The organism is Actinomycetota bacterium, assembly GCA_019347575.1.
GTDB lineage: Bacteria > Actinomycetota > Nitriliruptoria > Nitriliruptorales > Nitriliruptoraceae > JAHWKY01.
On record JAHWKY010000031.1, the window covers coordinates 12,919 to 30,999 of the forward strand.

Sequence of the window (18,081 nt, forward strand, 5' to 3'; positions counted from 1 at the left end):
CGGAAGCTACCGGACGAGGGATGCACCGTCGCCAGAGGGTGCGGTGTAGGCGCCGAGCCAGTGGTGGAGCCCGTCGACGGGCATCGGCCTGCCGAGGAACCACCCCTGGGCGGCGTCGACGCCCAGACCCGCGAGCTGATCCCAGGTCCGTCGATCCTCGACCCCCTCGGCGACGGTGTGCAACCCCATCTCACCGGCCAGCGTGACGACGGCTCGGACGATCGCCTCGCCGTCGTCGTCCAGCGTCATCACCAGCGAACGGTCGAGCTTCAACTCATCGGCGATCAGGCGACGCAGGTGGGCGAACGAGGCGTACCCCGCGCCGAAGTCGTCGATGGAGACGTTGACGCCCAGACCCACGATGTCCCCGAGCACGGCCCGGCTGCGTTCGAAGTCCTCGACCATCACCGACTCGGTCACCTCGACACGGAGCAGCTCCGGTGACAGGCCAGCCGCCTGCAAGGCGCCGTGGACGACGGTGGGCAGCTCGGGGTCCATCAGGTCGTTGGCGGACAGGTTCACCGCGACGGGGATGGGGACGGACAGGCGCGCGGCATCCCCTGTGGCCGTGGCGAGGCACCACCGGGTCAGGTCACCGATCAGACCCGCCTGCTCGGCCAACCCGACGAACTCCAGCGGCGACACCGGCCCGAGGGTGTGGTGGGTCCAACGCGACAGCGCCTCGACCCCGACGATCTTGCCCGTGCGCAGATCGGCCTTGGGTTGGTAGTGCAGCTCGAGTTCGTTGCGGGCGATAGCGTCGCGCAGGTCCGAGGTCAGCCGCAGCCGTCGCATGTGCTGATCGTCGTGCTCTGGCTCGTAGACGCAGATCCGTTGGCTGCTGGCGGATTCCCCGGCGATCGCGGCGGCGACCGCGCCACGACGCAGGACCTCCGACGGCTCGTCGGTCGCATCGATGACCACCACACCGACCGCGACCTCCGGATCGACGCGCAGGTCCCCGACACGGACGGGGCGCAGCAACGTGTCGTGGAGCAGCCGTCCGAAGACGGCGGGTTCGAAACGGCCGGGTGTCGTCACCGCGAAACCGCGGTCGCCGATCCGCGCAACGACACCCCCCCGGCCCGCGACGTCGCGCAGTCGCGCCGACAGCTCGAGGAGCACGGTCGACGACACCGTCTCGCCGAACGCCGCGCTGAGGGCGCCCATCCGGTCCAGATCGACGGTCGCGAGCATCGCCGCGTCACCCTTGTCACGCATGAGGTTGCGCAGCCCCCGCCGGTTCGGCAAACCGGTCAGGGAATCCGAGTGGGCGAGGCGGTCGTTGGTGTCGGCCTCCTCCCGCAGACGCTCCACCAGCCGGTGCTGCGCGAGTGCGCTGCCCGCGTGACGAGCGAGGTCGGTCAGCACGTGGACGTCGCCGAGGTCGAAGCGGTCGGCGTCCGATCGGTTGTCCAGCACCACAAGCACGGCAGGTGCGCCGTCGCCGTCGCGGACGGGGACAGCGATAGTGTCGTGGGGGCGACCCTCGCCCCGACGACGCAGGGACGTCGAAGCGGTGCGGCCCACCTCCTCTGCGGCCATCCGGACGGCGTCGTAGGCCTCGACGGGCACGTCGAGCGTCGTCGCGGCCCGGCCGAGACCGAACTCGGGAGCCCGGAGCGGGTCGTCGTCGAACCCGTCCACGACGAGCGCGACCCCTCGGGCGTTGACGAGATCCCGCGCACGCTGCAGCAGCGTCGAGCGGACCTCGTCCTCGGTGGGGGCGTGGTGGAGGTCCGAGACGGCGTCGTCGAGGAGCGACAGACGGTGCGAGCGCTGCGTCGCCGCGCCCACGAACCGCACGAGCAGGGCGAGCAGGATCACGAAGGTGCACGCGGCCGCAGCGACCCAGGGCTCCAGCCACAGCGCCGCGACCAGCGTTATGCCGCCGGTCGCGGTCAGGAGGGCCGTTCCCGCGCCCAGCTGGCCCGCGAGGCGGGCGGTTGTGACCGGTACACGGCCGGACACGGCCCGGATCACCGCGAGCACGGCGAGGTACGACGTCGCGTTGGCGGCGATGGCTGCGACGACGATCGCGAGCAGGTTCCGCGGCTCCACGGCAGCGGCGTCGACGCGGAGGACCGCCACCAGCGCGAGCGCGACCGTGGCCTCGAGGACGGAGGTCGCGGCGTTGAAGGCGCTCTTGCCCCACAGCCGCGGCCGGTGGACGTTGACCAGTAGCTGGCCGACCCCCAGGCCGATGATCAGATCGATGGGATCGCTGAGGGCGAGCCCGAGGATGAGCGCGAAGTCGTTGAGGGTGGTGGTCACGGCCTCGGAACGGATCACCGCCGCGGCAGGGAGCAGCCCGAGTCCCGCGCGGATCAGCGCGATGGCCCACCACGGCAACTCGTAGGGCCGGTCCGGGAACGGGCTCGCATCGGCCAGCATCCACAGGACCGCTGCCAGCCCCAGGAACAGGACCCCGAGCAGGGTCACCGCCAGCGCACGACGGCCGTCCTTCGTAGGCGTCGCGTGCTGGTGCTCGGTCACGGCTTCCACGCAGTTCCTCGGGGCGTGCCGGATCGGTCGGCTCACACGCCGGTCCTTGGCTACGTCGGCAGGTTCGGGGGCCGAGTTGACCGCCCCCTCGAACTGCGCCGGAGTCGTCCTCGCTGCCGCGGCGACGGTTCTACCATCGTTTCCCGTGACCTGGGACCCCGCGCAGTACCTGCGCTTCGCGGACCACCGTGCCCGCCCGGCCCTCGAGCTGCTCGCGCGGATCGAGGCCGAGACGCCGGCGCTGGTGGTCGACCTCGGCTGTGGCGCCGGGAACGTCACCGTGCAGCTGCGTTCGCGGTGGCCCAAGGCACGTATCGTCGCCATCGACTCCTCCCCCGAGATGCTCGAACGGGCCCGTCGCGACCACTGGGAGCTCGGAGTCGAGTGGGTCGAAGCGGACGCGTCGGTGTGGCAGCCCCCCGGCGACGTCGACGTCATCTACTCCAACGCGCTCGTGCACTGGCTCGACGAGCACGACCGGCTCCTCCCGCGTTGGCTGGGGTACCTGGCGCGGGGTGGGGAACTGGCGATCCAGATGCCCCGTAACCACGCCCGCCCCTCGCACACGTGCGCGCTCGAGGCGGCCGCGGCAGGTCCGTGGGCGGAGCGCCTGAAGCCTCTCCTGCGGCCCGAACCGGTGGCATCGCCCCGCACCTACCATCGCCTGCTGGCGCCGTTGGCGCAGCGTCTCGACGTGTGGGAGACCGACTACCTGCACGTGCTGACGGGCGAGGATCCCGTCGTCGCGTGGACCCGTGGGTCGCTGCTCCGGCCCCTCCTCGCCGCGCTCGACGAGCCCGAGGCCGCCGCGTTCGAGGCCGAGTACCGGGCACGGATCCGCGCCGCCTACCCCCCCGAACCCGATGGCACCTTCCTGCTGCCGTTCCGCCGCCTGTTCCTGGTCGCCTCACGGGGGGACTAGTCCCAAGGTGTGATCGCGATCTGGCCCTGCTTCGCCATCCAGCGGGGCCAGCCGCGATCCGTTCACTAACAGGAGCAGTTCCAGCGAAACGGCAAACCCGTCGCGAGGCGGGGACGCAAAGCCACGGGACCCCGTCGGGGTCGGCCGGGTCACCGAAAGGGACGGTCATGCACCATCGCATCCTCGTGGTGGACGACGACGCCTCCATCCGCGACATGCTCGAGATGGTCCTCACCCTCGAGGGCTTCGAGGTCCACACCGCCGCCGACGGGCTCTCCGCGATCGAGCAGGCGAAGGCGCTCAAGCCGGACGTGATCGTGCTCGACATCATGATGCCCGGGCTCAGCGGGCGTGAGGTCGCCGAGCTGCTGCGCCAAGCACCGCAGACCGCTGATACCCCCATCATCTTCTGCAGCGCCCTCGCCGGCTCCGATGACGTGTGGGCCGGCTACCAGGCCGGGGCCACCTCCTACGTCTCCAAGCCGTTCGACAACGCCGTCATCATCAGCGAGGTCCTGAACGGCCTCGCGGCCGCGCACATCCCAGGGGTGGCGTGATCGTGGCTGCCTCCTCGATCCGACGCCCTGCCCGTCGCATCGCGATCGCTGCGATCGCCGCGCTCCTGGCGGTACTCCTGCCTACCTCGACCGGTTCCGCGCTCCTACCGGTTGTGGTGGCCGCCAGTGATGCGCTGGATGCCGCGGCGACCGCCATCGCCGAGGCCGGCGGGCAGGCGATACGTCCGCTCGGCGGCCTCGGCATGGTGGCGGCGGACCTGCCCGCCGATCGCATCGGGGTGCTCGAAGGCGACCCCCGCATCGCCGCCGTGACCCCCGACATCGCCCTCGAGGTCTCCTCCGGGGACTTCACGGTCGACGGCTCGGCGGCCCTCGGCACGATCGGACAGCCGCAGGCGGCAGCGGACGGCCACGTCGGTGCGGGTGTAGGGGTGGCGATCCTCGACACCGGCGTGCACCCGCACTCCGACATCGAGGGTCGCCTCGTCGCCGCGTTCGACGTGTCCGGTGAGGACGATCCCGACGACCACTACGGGCACGGGACCTTCATGGCCGGGCTCGTCGCCGGGACCCGTACCGGCGCCGCTCCGGGCGCCCACCTGGTGTCGGTCAAGGTCGCCGGCGCCGACGGCACCACCACGCTGTCGCGCGTCATCGAAGGGCTCGCGCTCGTCGACAGCGTCCGCGACAGCCTCGACGTCGACGTCCTCCTGGTCGCGCTGAGCGCCCCGGCCCACTCCGGCCGCGACCCCCTCGAGATCGCGCTCGAACAGCTCTGGGCGCGCGGTCTGATCGTCGTGGTGCCTGCCGGCAACGACGGTGGACAGGTGGGGACGCCGGGGTCGGCCCCCCACGTCATCACGGTCGGGGCGTTGGACGACGCCGGCACCGTGTCGGCTAGTGACGACTCGATCCCCGTCTGGTCGTCTCGCGGTGGTCGGGCACACGCAGCCGACAAGCCCGAGCTCGTCGCACCTGGGGTGTCGGTCGTGTCACTTCGGGCCGAGGGCACGACGCTCGACGCCGATCATCCCCAGGCGCGGGTGGGCGAGAGCTACTTCCGCGGCTCGGGTACGTCGATGTCCGCGGCGCTGACGGCCGGGGCCGCCGCAACGGTCCTGGGCGCGTCGACGGGGCTGTCCCCGGACGGTGTCAAGGGCCAACTCCTCGAGGGTGCCGCCCCGGCACCTGCGGGCGCGGCACCAGCGCGAGGCGTGCTCGACGTCCCCGGCGCGGTCGCGTCGCCGCCCGTCACCGGGAACGGCCGTCACGCCGCCGTCCCCGACCTCGACCAGGTGGCGGGTCGTGCTGGTCTGCCTCGCGCTGCGGCCGACGTCACGTCCGATCAGTCCGAGGCCGTCGACGTCGCTGGCTGGCGCTGGGCCGAAGGCGAGTGGACCGGTTGGCGCTGGGCGGGTTGGCGCTGGGCGGGTTGGCGTTGGAGCGGTTGGCGTTGGAGCGGTTGGCGTTGGAGCGGTTGGCGTTGGAGCGGTTGGCGTTGGAGCGCCGCGACGTACGGGCCGCCCGCGTGAGACCCCTCGACGACGCACCTGCAGCCAGCGGGACCGTCGCCGCCACGCCGGTCGATCCCCGCCGCTACGTGCTCGCGTGGATCGGCTTCGGCATCGTGGCCCTAGCCTGGGCGACGCTCGCGCCGGTCCAGCAACCTCCCGCAACGTGGTCGGTGGCCGCCGTCCTGCTCGTGGCGACGGCGGTGGCCGAGTTCCTCGAGGTCCGCCTGACGACCGACGAGACCAGCAACGCGTTCACGCTGGGCGAGTCCGTCGTCGTCGTCAACCTCCTCATGCTGCCACCCGCCGTCGCGCTGTCGGTCTCGCTGCTGGGCCTCGCGATGGCGCAGAGCGTGCGACAGCGCGACCTGCTGAAGGTCGCTTTCAACCTCGGCCAGGTCGCCGTCGGGATGGCGGCGGCGCTCGCGGTCCTGGGGACCGTCGCGCGCCCCGACCTCCGCCTCGACGGGCCGGTGCTCGTCGCCGCCGGTGGCGGCATGGTCCTGTACGCCGTGGTCAACGTCGTCGCCATGTCCGGTCTGGTCTCGATCCTCGCCCACGACTCCGCCATCGTCGCCATCCGGCGGCACGGCGTGCACCTCGTCGGGTCGATCGTCGGGAACACCGCCGTCGGCATCCTCGCGGCGGTCGTGTGGGACCTGCGCCCCGAGCTCATCGTGCTGCTGCTGGCTCCACTCGCCGCGATGTACGTCTCCTCACGCGGGACGTTACGGACCATGGCGCTGGTGACGGAGGTGCGGTCGGAGCACGCGCGGCTCGAGCGGATCGTGCAGAACGCCTCCGATGGCATCGTCCTGCTCGACCGCTACGGCCGCATCGAGCTGTGGAGCAGCGCCGCCGAGCGCATCCTCGGCGTTCCCGTCTCCACGGCGGTCGGTGGGATCGGTTCCGACGTGTGCGGTCACCCGACGATGCTGGCTCTCGCCACCACCCCAAGCACCGTCGAGGAGACGATCACCCGCCCCGATGGCGCCGTGCGCGTCGTCCGTGCGGCTCATCGCCCGCTGGTCGACGATCGCGGACGCGTCACCGGTGACGTCATCGTGGTGCACGACGTCACGCGGGAACGGGAGACCGAGGCACTCAAGGCCGACTTCGTCGCGCGGGTATCCCACGAGCTGCGGACGCCGCTGACCCCCATCAAGGGCTTCGCGCACGCCCTGCTGGATCGGGGGGACCAGGTCGACGCCGCCCAGCGTCAACACGCCCTGGCGTCCATCGCTGCCCAGGCGGACGAGCTGGGCCACCTGATCGAGGATCTGCTGCTCGTCTCGCGCCTCACCGCGCAGGACGTGGACCTGTCCGGCGAACTCTCGGTGGAGCCGGTGGAGGTGGCCGAGCTGCTCGACGGGGCCCGTAGCTGGTTCGCGACCCAACACCCCGAGCGGGCCGCGTTCGTCCAGGACCCTGCCGTGCCAGGTGCCAGGGTGCTCGCCGACCCGCACCGTGCGAGGCAGGTGCTCGGACAGCTCCTCGACAACGCGGTGAAGTTCTCACCCGCCGACAGCGCCGTCGACGTCGAGGTCCGGACCGGCGACGACGGGACCGTGCACCTCGATGTGTGCGATCGCGGTCCCGGGGTTCCCGGTGACAAGCGCGAGGAGATCTTCGAGCAGTTCCACCGGCTCGAGGCACCGATGCGCATGACCACCCGGGGCGCCGGGATCGGGCTGTCCATCGCGCGTGCCTTCGCCGAAGCGATGGACGGGGCGGTGACGGTCACCGAGCGCGACGGCGGTGGCTCGGTCTTCACGTTCTCGTTGCCCACGGTCTCCTAACCTCGGCTCACCCGGCAGCGAGGAGAGCCGTGAGCGTCATCGTGGGGTTCGTTCCGACCGCCCAGGGTCGGGCGGCCGTCGCGGCGGGCATCGAGGAGGCGAGGCGGCGGGGCACACGGCTGGTCGTGGTGAACTCGATGCAGGGGGACGAGCGGTCGGAGCGCTTCGTGGCGCTCCGTGATGCGCTCGAGGAACTCCGTCGCGAGCTCGCGGCGTCGGGCGTCGAGCACAGGGTGCACGACTACGCCCGCGGCAACTCGCCTGCGGAGGACCTGGTCGCGGCGGTCGCTGCCGAGGACGGCGAGCTGATCGTCCTCGGCCTGCGCAAGCGCACACCCGTGGGCAAGCTCGTCATGGGCAGCAACGCCCAGGAGATCCTGCTGGCCGCCCCGGTCCCGGTGCTGGCGGTGAAGGCCGCGGGTGAAGGGGACTGGTGAGGTCGTCGGTAGACTCGGCGTCCACCGACCGCCCGGAGCGTGCATGCCCCGCGTCGCGATCGACGTCCTCCTGAAGCCCGAGATCCTCGATCCGCAGGGTCGCGCCGTCGAGCGTGCGCTGCCGGGGATGGGCTTCGACGGTGTCAGCCACGTGCGCGTGGGCAAGCACCTCGAGCTGGACGTCGATGCGGATGGGGACGAGCTGGTCGCTCGGGTGGAGAAGATGTGCGCCGACTTCCTGACCAACCCCGTCATCGAGTCCTACTCGTGGCGTGTTCTCGACGGCGGCGGGGCGTGAGGGGCGCGTGAGGGGACAGCGCACCGCTCCGCCTGGCCCCGGCGGCGTGGGTGACGGCCTGCCCAGCCTCCCCACCGGCGAGCCCGTCCTCCACCGCTGGTTCGTGATCCTCATGCTCCTGCTCGTCCCAGCCGGCATCGCCGTCACCGCGTGGGCTCTGACCAGCTTCGGCCGCCCCGAGGTCGATGCCGCCGCGCGGCGTCCTCCCGGCGTGGAGGGCGAGACCCACGATCGTGGCGAGGCCATCCTGAACCAGGACACGACCACGACTCCCGGCCCCGCCTGCTTCGCCGACGTCGGGCTTCGGGGAGATGCCTCGGCGCGAGCCGCGCTCGCGCGGGCGGCCGGATCGGCCTGTCTGCTGCTCGAACGCCCGCGGTTCGACACCGCCCGCGTGGGCCTGGAACGGCTCGCAGTCCAAAACGGGTTGCTACGCATGGCCGTGTTCGAGCTCACCGGGGTCGACAGCAGCGCCCGCGTCGATGACGGCCGGCCCATCATCGAGCTGAACGCGAAGTTCCAGTTCGAGGACGCCACACGGGCGGCACCGGCGATCATCCACGAGCTGACGCACCTCGGTCAGGATCTGGTGCCGACCCCCGTCGTGGCGGCGGACGAGCTCGTGGCGGTCGAGGCCCAGCGCGCCGCGTGCGAGTTGCTGACGTTCGGCGACGACCCCCCGCGGGGCTGTCGCGACGCTGCGGAGCTGCTCGACAGCGAACGACCCATCGAGGAACTCGAGGGAGCGGGCTACCCCTTGCTCCCGCGGCGAGGAGGGTGGCGATGAGGATCGGGGTCGTGACCTTCCCGGGGTCGCTGGACGATCGTGATGCGCTCACGGCCGTCGCGACTTGCGGGGCCGAGGGGATCCCCCTCTGGCACGCCGATCCCGACCTGCGCGGCGTCGACGCCGTCATCCTTCCGGGAGGCTTCAGCTACGGCGACTACCTCCGGGCCGGTGCCATCGCCCACCGTGCCCGCGTGATGGAAGCGGTCGCCGCGTTCGCTGAAGACGGCGGACCCGTGCTGGGCATCTGCAACGGCTTCCAGATCCTGTGCGAGGCGCGTCTCCTCCCGGGCGCGCTGCTGCGGAACCAGGCGCTGCGGTTCGTCTGCCGCCCCGCGGGCGTCACGGTCGAGCGCTCGACCCCCTGGACCCGTGCGGTCGAGGTGGGCAGCACCCACCGGCTGCCGGTTAAGCACGGCGAGGGCCGCTACCACGCCGACGCCGAGACCCTCGACCGCATCGAGGCCGCCGGTCAGGTCGTGTTCCGCTACGCGCCGGGCCACAACCCCAACGGCTCCGCCCGCGACATCGCGGGCGTGTCCAACGAGGCCGGGAACGTGGTGGGCCTGATGCCCCACCCCGAGCACGCGGTCGATCCGCAACTCAGCGGAGGCACGGGAGGTCGCCCGGTGTTCGACAGCGTTAGACAGGTGGTGGCGGTGTGAGCGAGATCACCGCCCCAGCCTTCCCCGACGACGAGCAGCTCGACGAGCCCCGAGCGCGCGAGCTCGCCACCGAGCTGGGTCTCGCCTCCGACGAGTTCGACGCCATCGTCACCACGCTAGGTCGGCTGCCGTCCGTCGCCGAGCTCGGCATGTACTCGGTCATGTGGTCCGAGCACTGCTCCTACAAGTCCTCCAAGGTCCACCTCGGGGGACTGCCCACCGAGGGGCCGCAGGTCCTCGTCGGACCGGGTGAGAACGCCGGCGTGGTCGACGTCGGTGACGGCCTCGCCGTCACGTTCAAGCTCGAGTCCCACAACCACCCCAGCTACGTCGAGCCCTACCAGGGCGCCGCGACCGGCGTCGGGGGGATCATCCGTGACATCCTCACCATGGGAGCACGCCCCATCGCGGTGATGGATCCGCTCCGCTTCGGCCTGCCCGCGGACCCTCAGCAGCGCCACCTGATCGATGGGGTCGTGCGTGGCGTCGGTGGCTACGGCAACTGCGTCGGCGTCGCCAACATCGGCGGCGAGGTCGCCTTCGACGACTGCTACGCGGGCAACCCCCTCGTCAACGTGCTGTGCATCGGCGTGCTGCCGCAGGACCGGCTTCAGCTCGCCAAGGCCGAGCGCCCCGGCGACGTCGCCGTGCTCCTGGGCTCGGCGACCGGTCGCGACGGCATCGGCGGCGCCTCGGTGCTGGCGTCGGCCGAGTTCAGCGCCGAGGGCGAGGACAAGCGCCCCAGCGTGCAGGTCGGCGACCCGTTCGCCGAGAAGCTACTCATCGAGTGCTGCCTCGAGCTATACGACCGCGATCTGCTCTCCGGCATCCAGGACATGGGCGCCGCGGGCATCGCGTGCTCGACCGCAGAGATGGCGTCGAAGGCCGACCTGGGCATGCGCGTCGATCTCGACGCCGTGCACCTGCGCGAGCCCGACATGGAGTCGTGGGAGATCCTCTGCTCCGAGTCCCAGGAGCGCATGCTCGCGCTCGTCTCCCCCGATCACCTCGACGAGGTGCTGTCCATCGCCGACAAGTGGGGCGTGCCCGCATCGGTGATCGGCGAGGTCGTCGGCGGCGACCGGCTGCTGCTCGAACGCCGCGGCGAGGTCGTCGGGGACGCACCGGCCAGGTCCCTCGCTGACGAGGGTCCCACGTACCACCGGCCGCTCGAACGCCCCGCCCACCTCGACGGCTACACGGCCACCGATGCGGAGGCGCTCTCGCTGCCCGACGAACTCGAGGCGTTCGTGCTGCGGTTCCTCGCGAGTCCCAACATCGCATCGCGCCGCTGGGTCTTCGAGCAGTACGACGCGCTTGTGGGATCGGGGACCGTCCTGCCGCCCGGAGCCGCGGACGCCGGCGTCGTGCGGTTGCCCGGATCGCGGCGGGGGGTGGCGTGCGCCACCGACGGCAACGGGCGCTGGTGCGAGCTCGATCCACGCGAGGGCACCCGCCGGGTCGTGGCGGAGGCCTACCGCAACGTCGCTTGCACCGGCGCCCGCCCGCTGGCGACCACGAACTGCCTCAACTTCGGCAACCCCGAGCGTCCCGAGATCATGTGGCAGTTCGCCGAGGCCGTCGCCGGGCTCGGCGAGGCTTGCGCCGAGCTCGGCATCCCCGTCACCGGCGGCAACGTCAGCTTCTACAACGAGACCGCCGGCCAGGCCATCCACCCCACACCCGTGGTCGGCGTGATCGGCGTGATCGACGACGTCGCTCAGGCGGTGCCGCTGGCGTTCCAACGGGAGGCCGACGTCCTGATCGAGCTCGGCCCGGCGGCGGCTGCCGGACTGGCGGGCAGCGAGTTCCAGCGCGTCTCCGGCGCCCCGCTCGGTGGCCGCATCGCCCCCGTCGATCTGGCGGCCGAGGAGCGCCTCGCGGGCGTGCTGCTCGACCTCGCCCGTCACGGCACGAGCCGGAGCGCGCACGACGTGTCGACCGGCGGGATGCTCACGACACTCGCCGAGTCCGCCGTCGCCGGTGGCGTGGGCGTCGCCTACGAGTCGCCTGCCGTCGCGACCACCCAGGCGCTGTTCGGCGAGTCGCCCGGCCGCGTGCTCCTGACCGTGTCCGCCGACGCCGTCGGTGACGTGCTCGACCGCTGCGCCGCGGCGGGGGTCGGAGCGCGCGTCGCCGGGACCGTGGGCGGTGACCGGTTCCGGGTGGACGGTCTGCTCGACCTGCCACTGAACGCGGTGCGGGAGGCGCTGGAAGGCGGGCTCGCAGCCGCCGTGGACCCCCCTGCCTGACCGCCGGGCGTCCGGTCGGCCGGGGTGGGGAGTGGAACTCCCACACCGCGACCGGTCACACTCCGCCCGGAGCCGGTGAGTGCGCGGGGGCGCCCCCACCCGACCTGTCCCCTCCGATCCAGGAAACGATCGTGCCTCTCGTCCGTACCGCTCGCCGGGTCCTCTGCGGTGTCCGTGAGGCGACCCGAGCGCCAAGAGCCCACGCTCGTGCCGACGCCGCCCGCGCCGCCGCCGAGGACTTCCTGAGGCAGCGCGCTGACGAGGCTCGCGCCTCGCTCGAACACCGCCACGCAGATCGCGACGCGGACTGATCGCCAACGCTGCGGTCGACCGGGCGCCCCGTACACTCGGGCCGTCGCCTCGACCCGGAGCCGCTCGTGTCGCCGTTCCCCGGCGTCTCACCGGAGCCCGACCCTCCCGACCACGACCTGCGGTACGACGACTCGCCCCGCGATGAGTGCGGTGTGTTCGGGGTCTACGCGCCCGGCGAGGACGTGGCTCGGCTGACCTTCTACGGGCTGTTCGCGCTGCAGCACCGCGGCCAGGAATCCGCGGGCATCGCGGTCTCGGACGGCAGCGGGATCGTCGTCCACAAGGACATGGGCCTGGTCAACCAGGTCTTCAGCGAGACCAGCCTCGCGGCGCTCCAGGGGCACGTCGCGATCGGCCACACGCGCTACTCGACGACCGGCTCCTCCAGCTGGGACAACGCCCAGCCGCAGTACCGCGAGACCCCGGCCGGCGGGGGTGTCGCGCTCGGCCACAACGGCAACCTCGTCAACACCGCCGATCTCGCGCGTCGGCTCGACGTCGCCCCGACCAACGACTCCGAGCTGATGACCGCCCTGCTGGCGCGCGAGGTGGACGTCTCGCTCGACGAGGCCATCGCGCGCATCGCCCCGACGTTCGTCGGGGCGTACTCGGTCGTGGTCATGGACGAGGATCGGCTCTACGCGTTCCGTGACCCTCACGGCGTGCGCCCGCTCGTGATCGGTCGGCTCCCGCGGGGCGGCTGGGTCGTCGCGTCGGAGACCTCCGCACTCGAGATCGTCGGGGCGCACTACGTCCGCGACGTCGAGCCGGGCGAGGTCGTGGCCATCGACGAGCGTGGGCTGCACGCGCGCTCGTTCGCCGAGCCCCGACCGAACTTCTGCCTGTTCGAGTGGGTCTACCTCGCCCGCCCCGACCACCGCCAGGACGGCACGAGCGTCTACGCGAGCCGTCGTGAGATGGGTCGCGTCCTGGCACGCGAAGCGCCGGTCGAGGCCGACCTGGTCATCCCCGTCCCCGACAGCGGGACCGCGGCCGCCGCCGGCTACGCCGAGGAAGCCGGGCTGCCCTACGCCGAGGGACTCGTCAAGAACCGCTACGTCGGCCGCACCTTCATCCAACCGACCCAGTCGCTACGCCAGCTCGGCATCCGACTGAAGCTGTCGCCCGTGCGCGAGGTGATCGACGGGCGCAGACTGGTGGTCGTGGACGACTCGATCGTCCGCGGGAACACCTCGCGTCAGCTCGTGCGCATGCTGCGCGAGGCCGGGGCGGAGCGCATCCACATGCGCATCACCAGCCCCCCGATCCTGAACCCCTGCTACTACGGCATCGACATGGCGACGCGCGCCCAGCTCGTCGCCTCCGACCTCACCGTCGACGAGGTATGCGAGTTCATCGGGGCGGACTCGCTCCACTACGTCAGCCTCGACGGCCTCATCGGGGCGACGCCGACGCCTCGCGAACGTCTCTGCCGGGCCTGCTTCGACGGTGAGTACCCCATCGCCGTACCGGGTGAGCACGCCGCGTTCGCGGCCGAGGGCCTGTCCGAGTCGCCGGTCGAACTCGAGGAGCGCCGCCTCGCCGATGCGCGTGAGGGACGACCCGTCGAGGAGTGAGCCGCTCGCATCGGCGGCCGCACCCGTCCGCGTCCGTCCCGCTCGGCGTCGCGGTCGCGGGTCAGCCTCCGGGCGTCCCGATGTGGAACATCTGCTGGCCGCCGGTCGCGACGAGGCGGCCGTCCTGGGTCCACACCGACCCGTAGCCGCCGAGGACACCACCGATCCCCACGGGAGATTCGGTGGACGACAGCAGCCACTCGGCGTCGTTGGCCGGATGGTGGAAGCGCACGGCGAGGTCCATGCTCGGTGCCGCGAGGTAGGGCCCTTCGTGCGCCATCGCCGCCGCCGGAGTCACGAACGTATCGATGAGGATCAGGGCACGGGCCGCGTCCACGAACGGATCATCGAACGTGGCGCGGGGACGGAACCGCAGCCACGTCCGGTACAGCGGGTGCATGATCGGGCGCTCGTCCCAGCGGCCCGTCCACGAGACGGGTCGGCTCTCCACGTTGTGCCAGAACGGGAACGGGGCGTCCTCGCCCTCGTGGATCTCCTCGGCCGATCGCACCGCCAGCGGCTCGGGTACGTCGGGCATCTGGGCCGCGTCGTGGCTCAGGTCGCTCGGGGACGTCACGATCCACGTCATCGCGTCGAGCACCGACGTGCCGTGCTGCGTCACCGTCACTCGTGACGAGTGCGTACGCCGGGTGCGCCGCAGCGTGGTGACCTCGAGCTCGATCGTCTCGCCGGAGGTCGGCGGCGTGAGGTAGTGGCAGTAGTAGGCCGCCGGACGTGGCAGATCGGTCTCCGCCGCTGCGGCACGCAGGACGATGGCCGACAGGTAGCCACCGTTCGGCGTCGCGAAGTCCCAGTCCGGCGACAGCTTCGCCGTGTAGCGGCCGTCGCCACCCACGATGGTCGTGTCGTGCTCGAGGTCCCCCACGAAGTCCCCTCCCCCCGGCTCATCTGGTCGCCACCCTGGGACGGTAGCTTCACGACGTCCCGGCAGCAGGAGCACGGTGAGCGACGAGCCACTCACCTACGCCGACGCAGGTGTCGACCTCGACGCGGCGGAGCGGTCGGTCGAGCTGATCCGCGACGCGGTCGCGGGTGCCCAGCGCCCCGAGGTCCTCGGGAGCATCGGCGGGTTCGGGGGCCTCTTCGCACTCGACCTGACGCGCTACCGCGAGCCGGTCCTGGTCAGCTCGTCGGACGGCGTCGGCACGAAGGTCGACCTCGCGCGACGGCTTGGCCGCTACGACACCATCGGACAGGATCTGGTGGGCATGGTGGTCGACGACCTCGTCGTGACCGGCGCAGAGCCGCTCTTCATGAACGACTACCTCGTCGTCGGACGGCTCGATCCATCGCGCGTTGCCGCCATCGTGCGGGGCGTGGCCGACGGCTGTGAGCTCGCCGGCTGTGCCCTCGTGGGTGGTGAGACCGCCGAGCACCCGGGACTGCTCGAGCCCGACGAGTTCGACCTCGCCGGCTTCGGTGTCGGCATCGTCGACCGTGACGCGATCCTCGGTCCGGACCGGGTGAGCGTCGGCGACGCGATCGTCGGACTCGCGTCCAGCGGCGTCCACGCCAACGGCTTCAGCCTCGTGCGACGCATCATCGAGGACCTCGACCTCGCCGATCCGCACGGCATGAGGCGTCCACTCGGGGATGTCCTGCTCGAACCGACACGGATCTACGCGCGCGACTGCCTCGCGCTGATGGAGGCGCTGCCCGTCCACGCGCTGTGCCACATCACCGGCGGGGGGCTGCCCGGGAACCTGCCGCGCGTGCTGCCCGAGGGGGTCGGGGCGGTGATCGACACCACCGCGTGGCCGCGCCCCGACGTGTTCGCCTTCCTCGGCGAACGCGGCCACGTACCCGACGACGAGATGTGGCGCACGTTCAACATGGGGGTCGGCATGGCCGCGATCGTGCCGGCCGACCGCGCCGACGACGCGTGTGATCTCCTCATCGACCGCGACTGCCCGGCGTGGCGGATCGGCGAGGTGACCGCCGAAGCAGGGGTCAGCCTGGGGTAGACGCGTGCGCCATATCCCGGAAACCACCGCCACACGCGGGTTCCTCGGAACCCGCGAGGAACCCGCGTCTGCGGTGGTTTCCTCAAGGCACGTTGGCGGTCCCCGCGGGGCGAACGCGACTACGCCCGCCACAGCCTCCGCAGGCCGCCGACCTGCGCCATGCGCCGTTCCGCGACACGCTCGGCGGCGACCTCGGTGTTGACGCCGTGCTCGTCGGCCAGGTGGAAGATCTCGCGCAGCGTCACGCCGATGTGCTCGGCCTTCGCCAGGGACCGGTCGGGGTTGTAGCCCGCGGGGTTGAGCTCATCCGAGACGTTGATGAGCCCGCCGGCGTTCACGACGTAGTCCGGGGCGTACAGGATCCCGCGGTGGCGGAGCCGCTCGGCATCGGCGAGCGGCTCGCTCAACTGGTTGTTGGCCCCACCGCACACCGCATCGACCTGTAGCTCGGGGATCGTGGCCTCGTTGAGCACCGCCCCGAGCGCGTTGGGCGAGAGCACGTCGGCATCCACCGCGAGGAGGTCGCCGGGGTCGACCACGTCGACGGGGAGGCGGTCCGCCACGCCCTCGATCTTGGAGGTCGATACGTCGGCGACGGTCAGCTTCGCCCCGTCGTCGATGAGGTGCTCCGCCAGCCGCGCCCCGACCTTGCCCAGGCCCTGGACGGCGACGTGCTTGCCGGCGAGCGTCGGCTGGCCCCAGAGCCGCTCGGCCACGGCCTTCATGCCGACGAAGACGCCGTACGCGGTGAGGATCCCCGAGTCGCCGCTGCCGCCATGGACGGTGTCGGCACCGGTCGCCCACCGCGTCTCGCGCCCGACGATCTCCATGTCCGTGGGGTAGGTACCGACGTCGCAAGCCGTGATGTAGCGTCCGCCGAGGCTGTCGACGAAGCGGCCGTAGGCGCGCAACAGCGGTTCGGACTTGTCCGTGGCGGGATCGCCGATGATGACGGCCTTGCCCCCGCCGAGGTCGAGACCCGCACAGGCCGCCTTGTAGCTCATCGCCCGGGAGAGCCGGAGCACGTCGACGAGCGCGTCCTCCTCGGAGTCGTAGGGGTAGAAGCGCGTGCCGCCGAGCGAGGGGCCCAGCCGGGTCGAGTGGATGGCGATGATGCAGCGCAGCCCACTGTCGGGGTCGGAGCCGTAGACCACCTGCTCGTGACCGTCGAGGTGCGCGAAGGGGCCGTTCACGTGCTCTCCAGCAGGGGACCGGGATGCCGCCAGGGTACCGCCGTGCCGCAGCGTCGAGCCTGGTGAAGGTCGCTGGTCGGCTCCGCTACCGTCTCACCATGGTGCCGCTGGCCTACCTGCGCGCGTTCGAGCCGCTCGACGAGCTGCCGAACGACGACCGGACACGTTGGCGTGCCTACGTCGATCGTGGTGACGGCATCACCCTCGGGACGGCGCTGCAGACCGAGGCACGGGTCGCCGCGGTCCGCGTCCTCACCGGGCGCGACCCCGCGGTCGCCGAGACGGCGCTGGTCCGCCGCGTGAACGGTGACACCTTCATCTGTCCGATCGACCTCGAGCTCCGCCTCGCCGTGGCGCTCGTCACCTTCCGCGAGATGCTGCCGTCGCAGGTAGCGGACTCGTTCGTCGCCGAGGAGGAGGCCCGGCGCGCGCTGGACTCCATCGCGTCGGCGGCACGGGCGCCGCACATCCGGGAGGCGTCCTGGTCGGTCCCGTTGCACTGGTTCGTGCTGTTCGATCCCGACGAGCGCCACTTCGTCGATCCGCCCGAGGCGGCCTCGCCGCGACTGAGCTACCTCACCAGCGCGACGGCGGCCGTCACGCGCCTCGAGCGGGCGATCGAGCTGGTGGACACGTTCTTCGAGGACGGCGAGGACGTGCTCAACGTGCTCGCGGACCTCGGCGAGTGGCTCGACGACTTCCACCCCGCGTCGATCGTCGAGCTCGACTACGGCACCGTCGCCGGCCTGGTCCCCAAGCAGGCGCTGGCTGCCGACCGCACCTGCGAGGACCTGTGGCATGCCATCGACCGGTTGGCGGAGGGCGACCTCATGAGCGCGGCGGCGTTCTACGGGGCGGCACGGAGCCGGTGGGCGCGTCTGGAGCACAAGCAGCAGGCGAGCTGAACGACCGGACCCCCCCTCGCTGCCCCAGGTGTCTAGTGCGATGGGGCCAGCCGTGATGGTCGTGATGCGCTATAGCGTCCGATGAGTCCCATCTGCACCATGTGGGTGCTGTTCCGTCCGTGTCGGTGCCGTCCTGCGACGGTGTGCTGGCCGGCCGATCCGACGATGCGAGAAGGTGACCCACGTGAGCGAAGAGGTGCGTTCGGACGTCGAGGACGACGAGCTGCTGACGCCAGGGGAGGTGGCACGGCGGTTCGGCGTGGACCCCAAGACCGTCACCCGATGGGCCTCAGCCGGCAAGCTCAGCCCACTTCGCACGCTCGGCGGCCACCGCCGCTACCGCGCCTCGGAGGTCGACGCGCTACTCGAGCGCAGCGTCCGTGGCGAGACCCCGCAGCGCAACGGTCGCGCCTGA

At 71.7% G+C, this 18,081-nt stretch carries 15 protein-coding genes and 1 riboswitch; of the genes, 12 read left to right on the forward strand and 3 right to left on the reverse strand.

From position 1 onward, the window contains the following. Positions 1–6 precede the first annotated feature (6 nt). Positions 7–2,541 (reverse strand): EAL domain-containing protein, encoded by a 2,535-nt coding sequence (locus KY469_17575; GenBank protein ID MBW3664910.1) that lies wholly within the window; start codon positions 2,539–2,541, stop codon positions 7–9. Between the two features lie 109 nt (positions 2,542–2,650). Here KY469_17575 and KY469_17580 point away from each other — a divergent pair, with 109 nt between their 5' ends. From KY469_17580 to purF, 9 genes are all read left to right on the forward strand, one after another. Further along, a complete protein-coding gene (locus KY469_17580) occupies positions 2,651–3,427 on the forward strand; it encodes a methyltransferase domain-containing protein (protein ID MBW3664911.1) in 777 nt (258 codons plus the stop codon). 80 nt (positions 3,428–3,507) lie between these two features. Then, positions 3,508–3,584, forward strand: a riboswitch (cyclic di-GMP riboswitch). A gap of 10 nt (positions 3,585–3,594) precedes the next feature. Next, positions 3,595–3,984, forward strand: a complete 390-nt coding sequence (locus KY469_17585) for a response regulator (protein MBW3664912.1) — start codon at positions 3,595–3,597, stop codon at positions 3,982–3,984. A 1,354-nt stretch (positions 3,985–5,338) separates the two neighbouring features. Further along, positions 5,339–7,255: a PAS domain-containing protein gene (locus KY469_17590; GenBank protein MBW3664913.1), complete on the forward strand. Its 1,917-nt coding sequence runs from the start codon at positions 5,339–5,341 to the stop codon at positions 7,253–7,255. Between the two features lie 29 nt (positions 7,256–7,284). Continuing rightward, entirely contained in the window at positions 7,285–7,692 is a 408-nt protein-coding gene (locus KY469_17595) for a universal stress protein (protein ID MBW3664914.1), read from the forward strand. Between the two features lie 43 nt (positions 7,693–7,735). Next, positions 7,736–7,990: a phosphoribosylformylglycinamidine synthase subunit PurS gene (gene purS / locus KY469_17600; GenBank protein ID MBW3664915.1), complete on the forward strand. Its 255-nt coding sequence runs from the start codon at positions 7,736–7,738 to the stop codon at positions 7,988–7,990. Positions 7,991–7,997: 7 nt separating this feature from the next. Then, positions 7,998–8,777, forward strand: a complete 780-nt coding sequence (locus KY469_17605) for a hypothetical protein (GenBank protein MBW3664916.1) — start codon at positions 7,998–8,000, stop codon at positions 8,775–8,777. Beyond that, positions 8,774–9,442, forward strand: a complete 669-nt coding sequence (purQ, locus tag KY469_17610) for a phosphoribosylformylglycinamidine synthase subunit PurQ (protein ID MBW3664917.1) — start codon at positions 8,774–8,776, stop codon at positions 9,440–9,442. The genes KY469_17605 and purQ overlap by 4 nt, the downstream gene beginning before the upstream one ends. Positions 9,443–9,447: 5 nt before the next feature. Further along, positions 9,448–11,694, forward strand: a complete 2,247-nt coding sequence (purL, locus tag KY469_17615) for a phosphoribosylformylglycinamidine synthase subunit PurL (GenBank protein ID MBW3664918.1) — start codon at positions 9,448–9,450, stop codon at positions 11,692–11,694. A gap of 428 nt (positions 11,695–12,122) precedes the next feature. Next, positions 12,123–13,583 carry an amidophosphoribosyltransferase gene (purF, locus tag KY469_17620; GenBank protein MBW3664919.1) on the forward strand — a complete coding sequence of 487 codons (1,461 nt, stop codon included), beginning with the start codon at positions 12,123–12,125 and terminating at the stop codon, positions 13,581–13,583. A 61-nt stretch (positions 13,584–13,644) separates the two neighbouring features. Here purF and KY469_17625 read toward each other — a convergent pair whose 3' ends face one another. Beyond that, positions 13,645–14,469 carry a thioesterase family protein gene (locus KY469_17625; GenBank protein MBW3664920.1) on the reverse strand — a complete coding sequence of 275 codons (825 nt, stop codon included), beginning with the start codon at positions 14,467–14,469 and terminating at the stop codon, positions 13,645–13,647. Between KY469_17625 and purM the strand changes: the two genes are divergently transcribed. Continuing rightward, positions 14,441–15,568: a phosphoribosylformylglycinamidine cyclo-ligase gene (gene purM / locus KY469_17630; protein ID MBW3664921.1), complete on the forward strand. Its 1,128-nt coding sequence runs from the start codon at positions 14,441–14,443 to the stop codon at positions 15,566–15,568. The two genes, KY469_17625 and purM, sit on opposite strands and share 29 nt — an antisense overlap. Positions 15,569–15,687: 119 nt before the next feature. Here purM and KY469_17635 read toward each other — a convergent pair whose 3' ends face one another. Beyond that, the gene (locus tag KY469_17635) at positions 15,688–16,761 is read right to left on the reverse strand and encodes a valine dehydrogenase (GenBank protein MBW3664922.1); all 1,074 of its coding nucleotides are present in this window, start codon (positions 16,759–16,761) and stop codon (positions 15,688–15,690) included. A 23-nt stretch (positions 16,762–16,784) separates the two neighbouring features. Between KY469_17635 and KY469_17640 the strand changes: the two genes are divergently transcribed. Both KY469_17640 and KY469_17645 read left to right on the forward strand, forming a co-directional pair. Beyond that, positions 16,785–17,666, forward strand: a complete 882-nt coding sequence (locus KY469_17640) for a hypothetical protein (GenBank protein MBW3664923.1) — start codon at positions 16,785–16,787, stop codon at positions 17,664–17,666. Between the two features lie 184 nt (positions 17,667–17,850). Further along, the gene (locus KY469_17645) at positions 17,851–18,081 is read left to right on the forward strand and encodes a BldC family transcriptional regulator (GenBank protein MBW3664924.1); all 231 of its coding nucleotides are present in this window, start codon (positions 17,851–17,853) and stop codon (positions 18,079–18,081) included.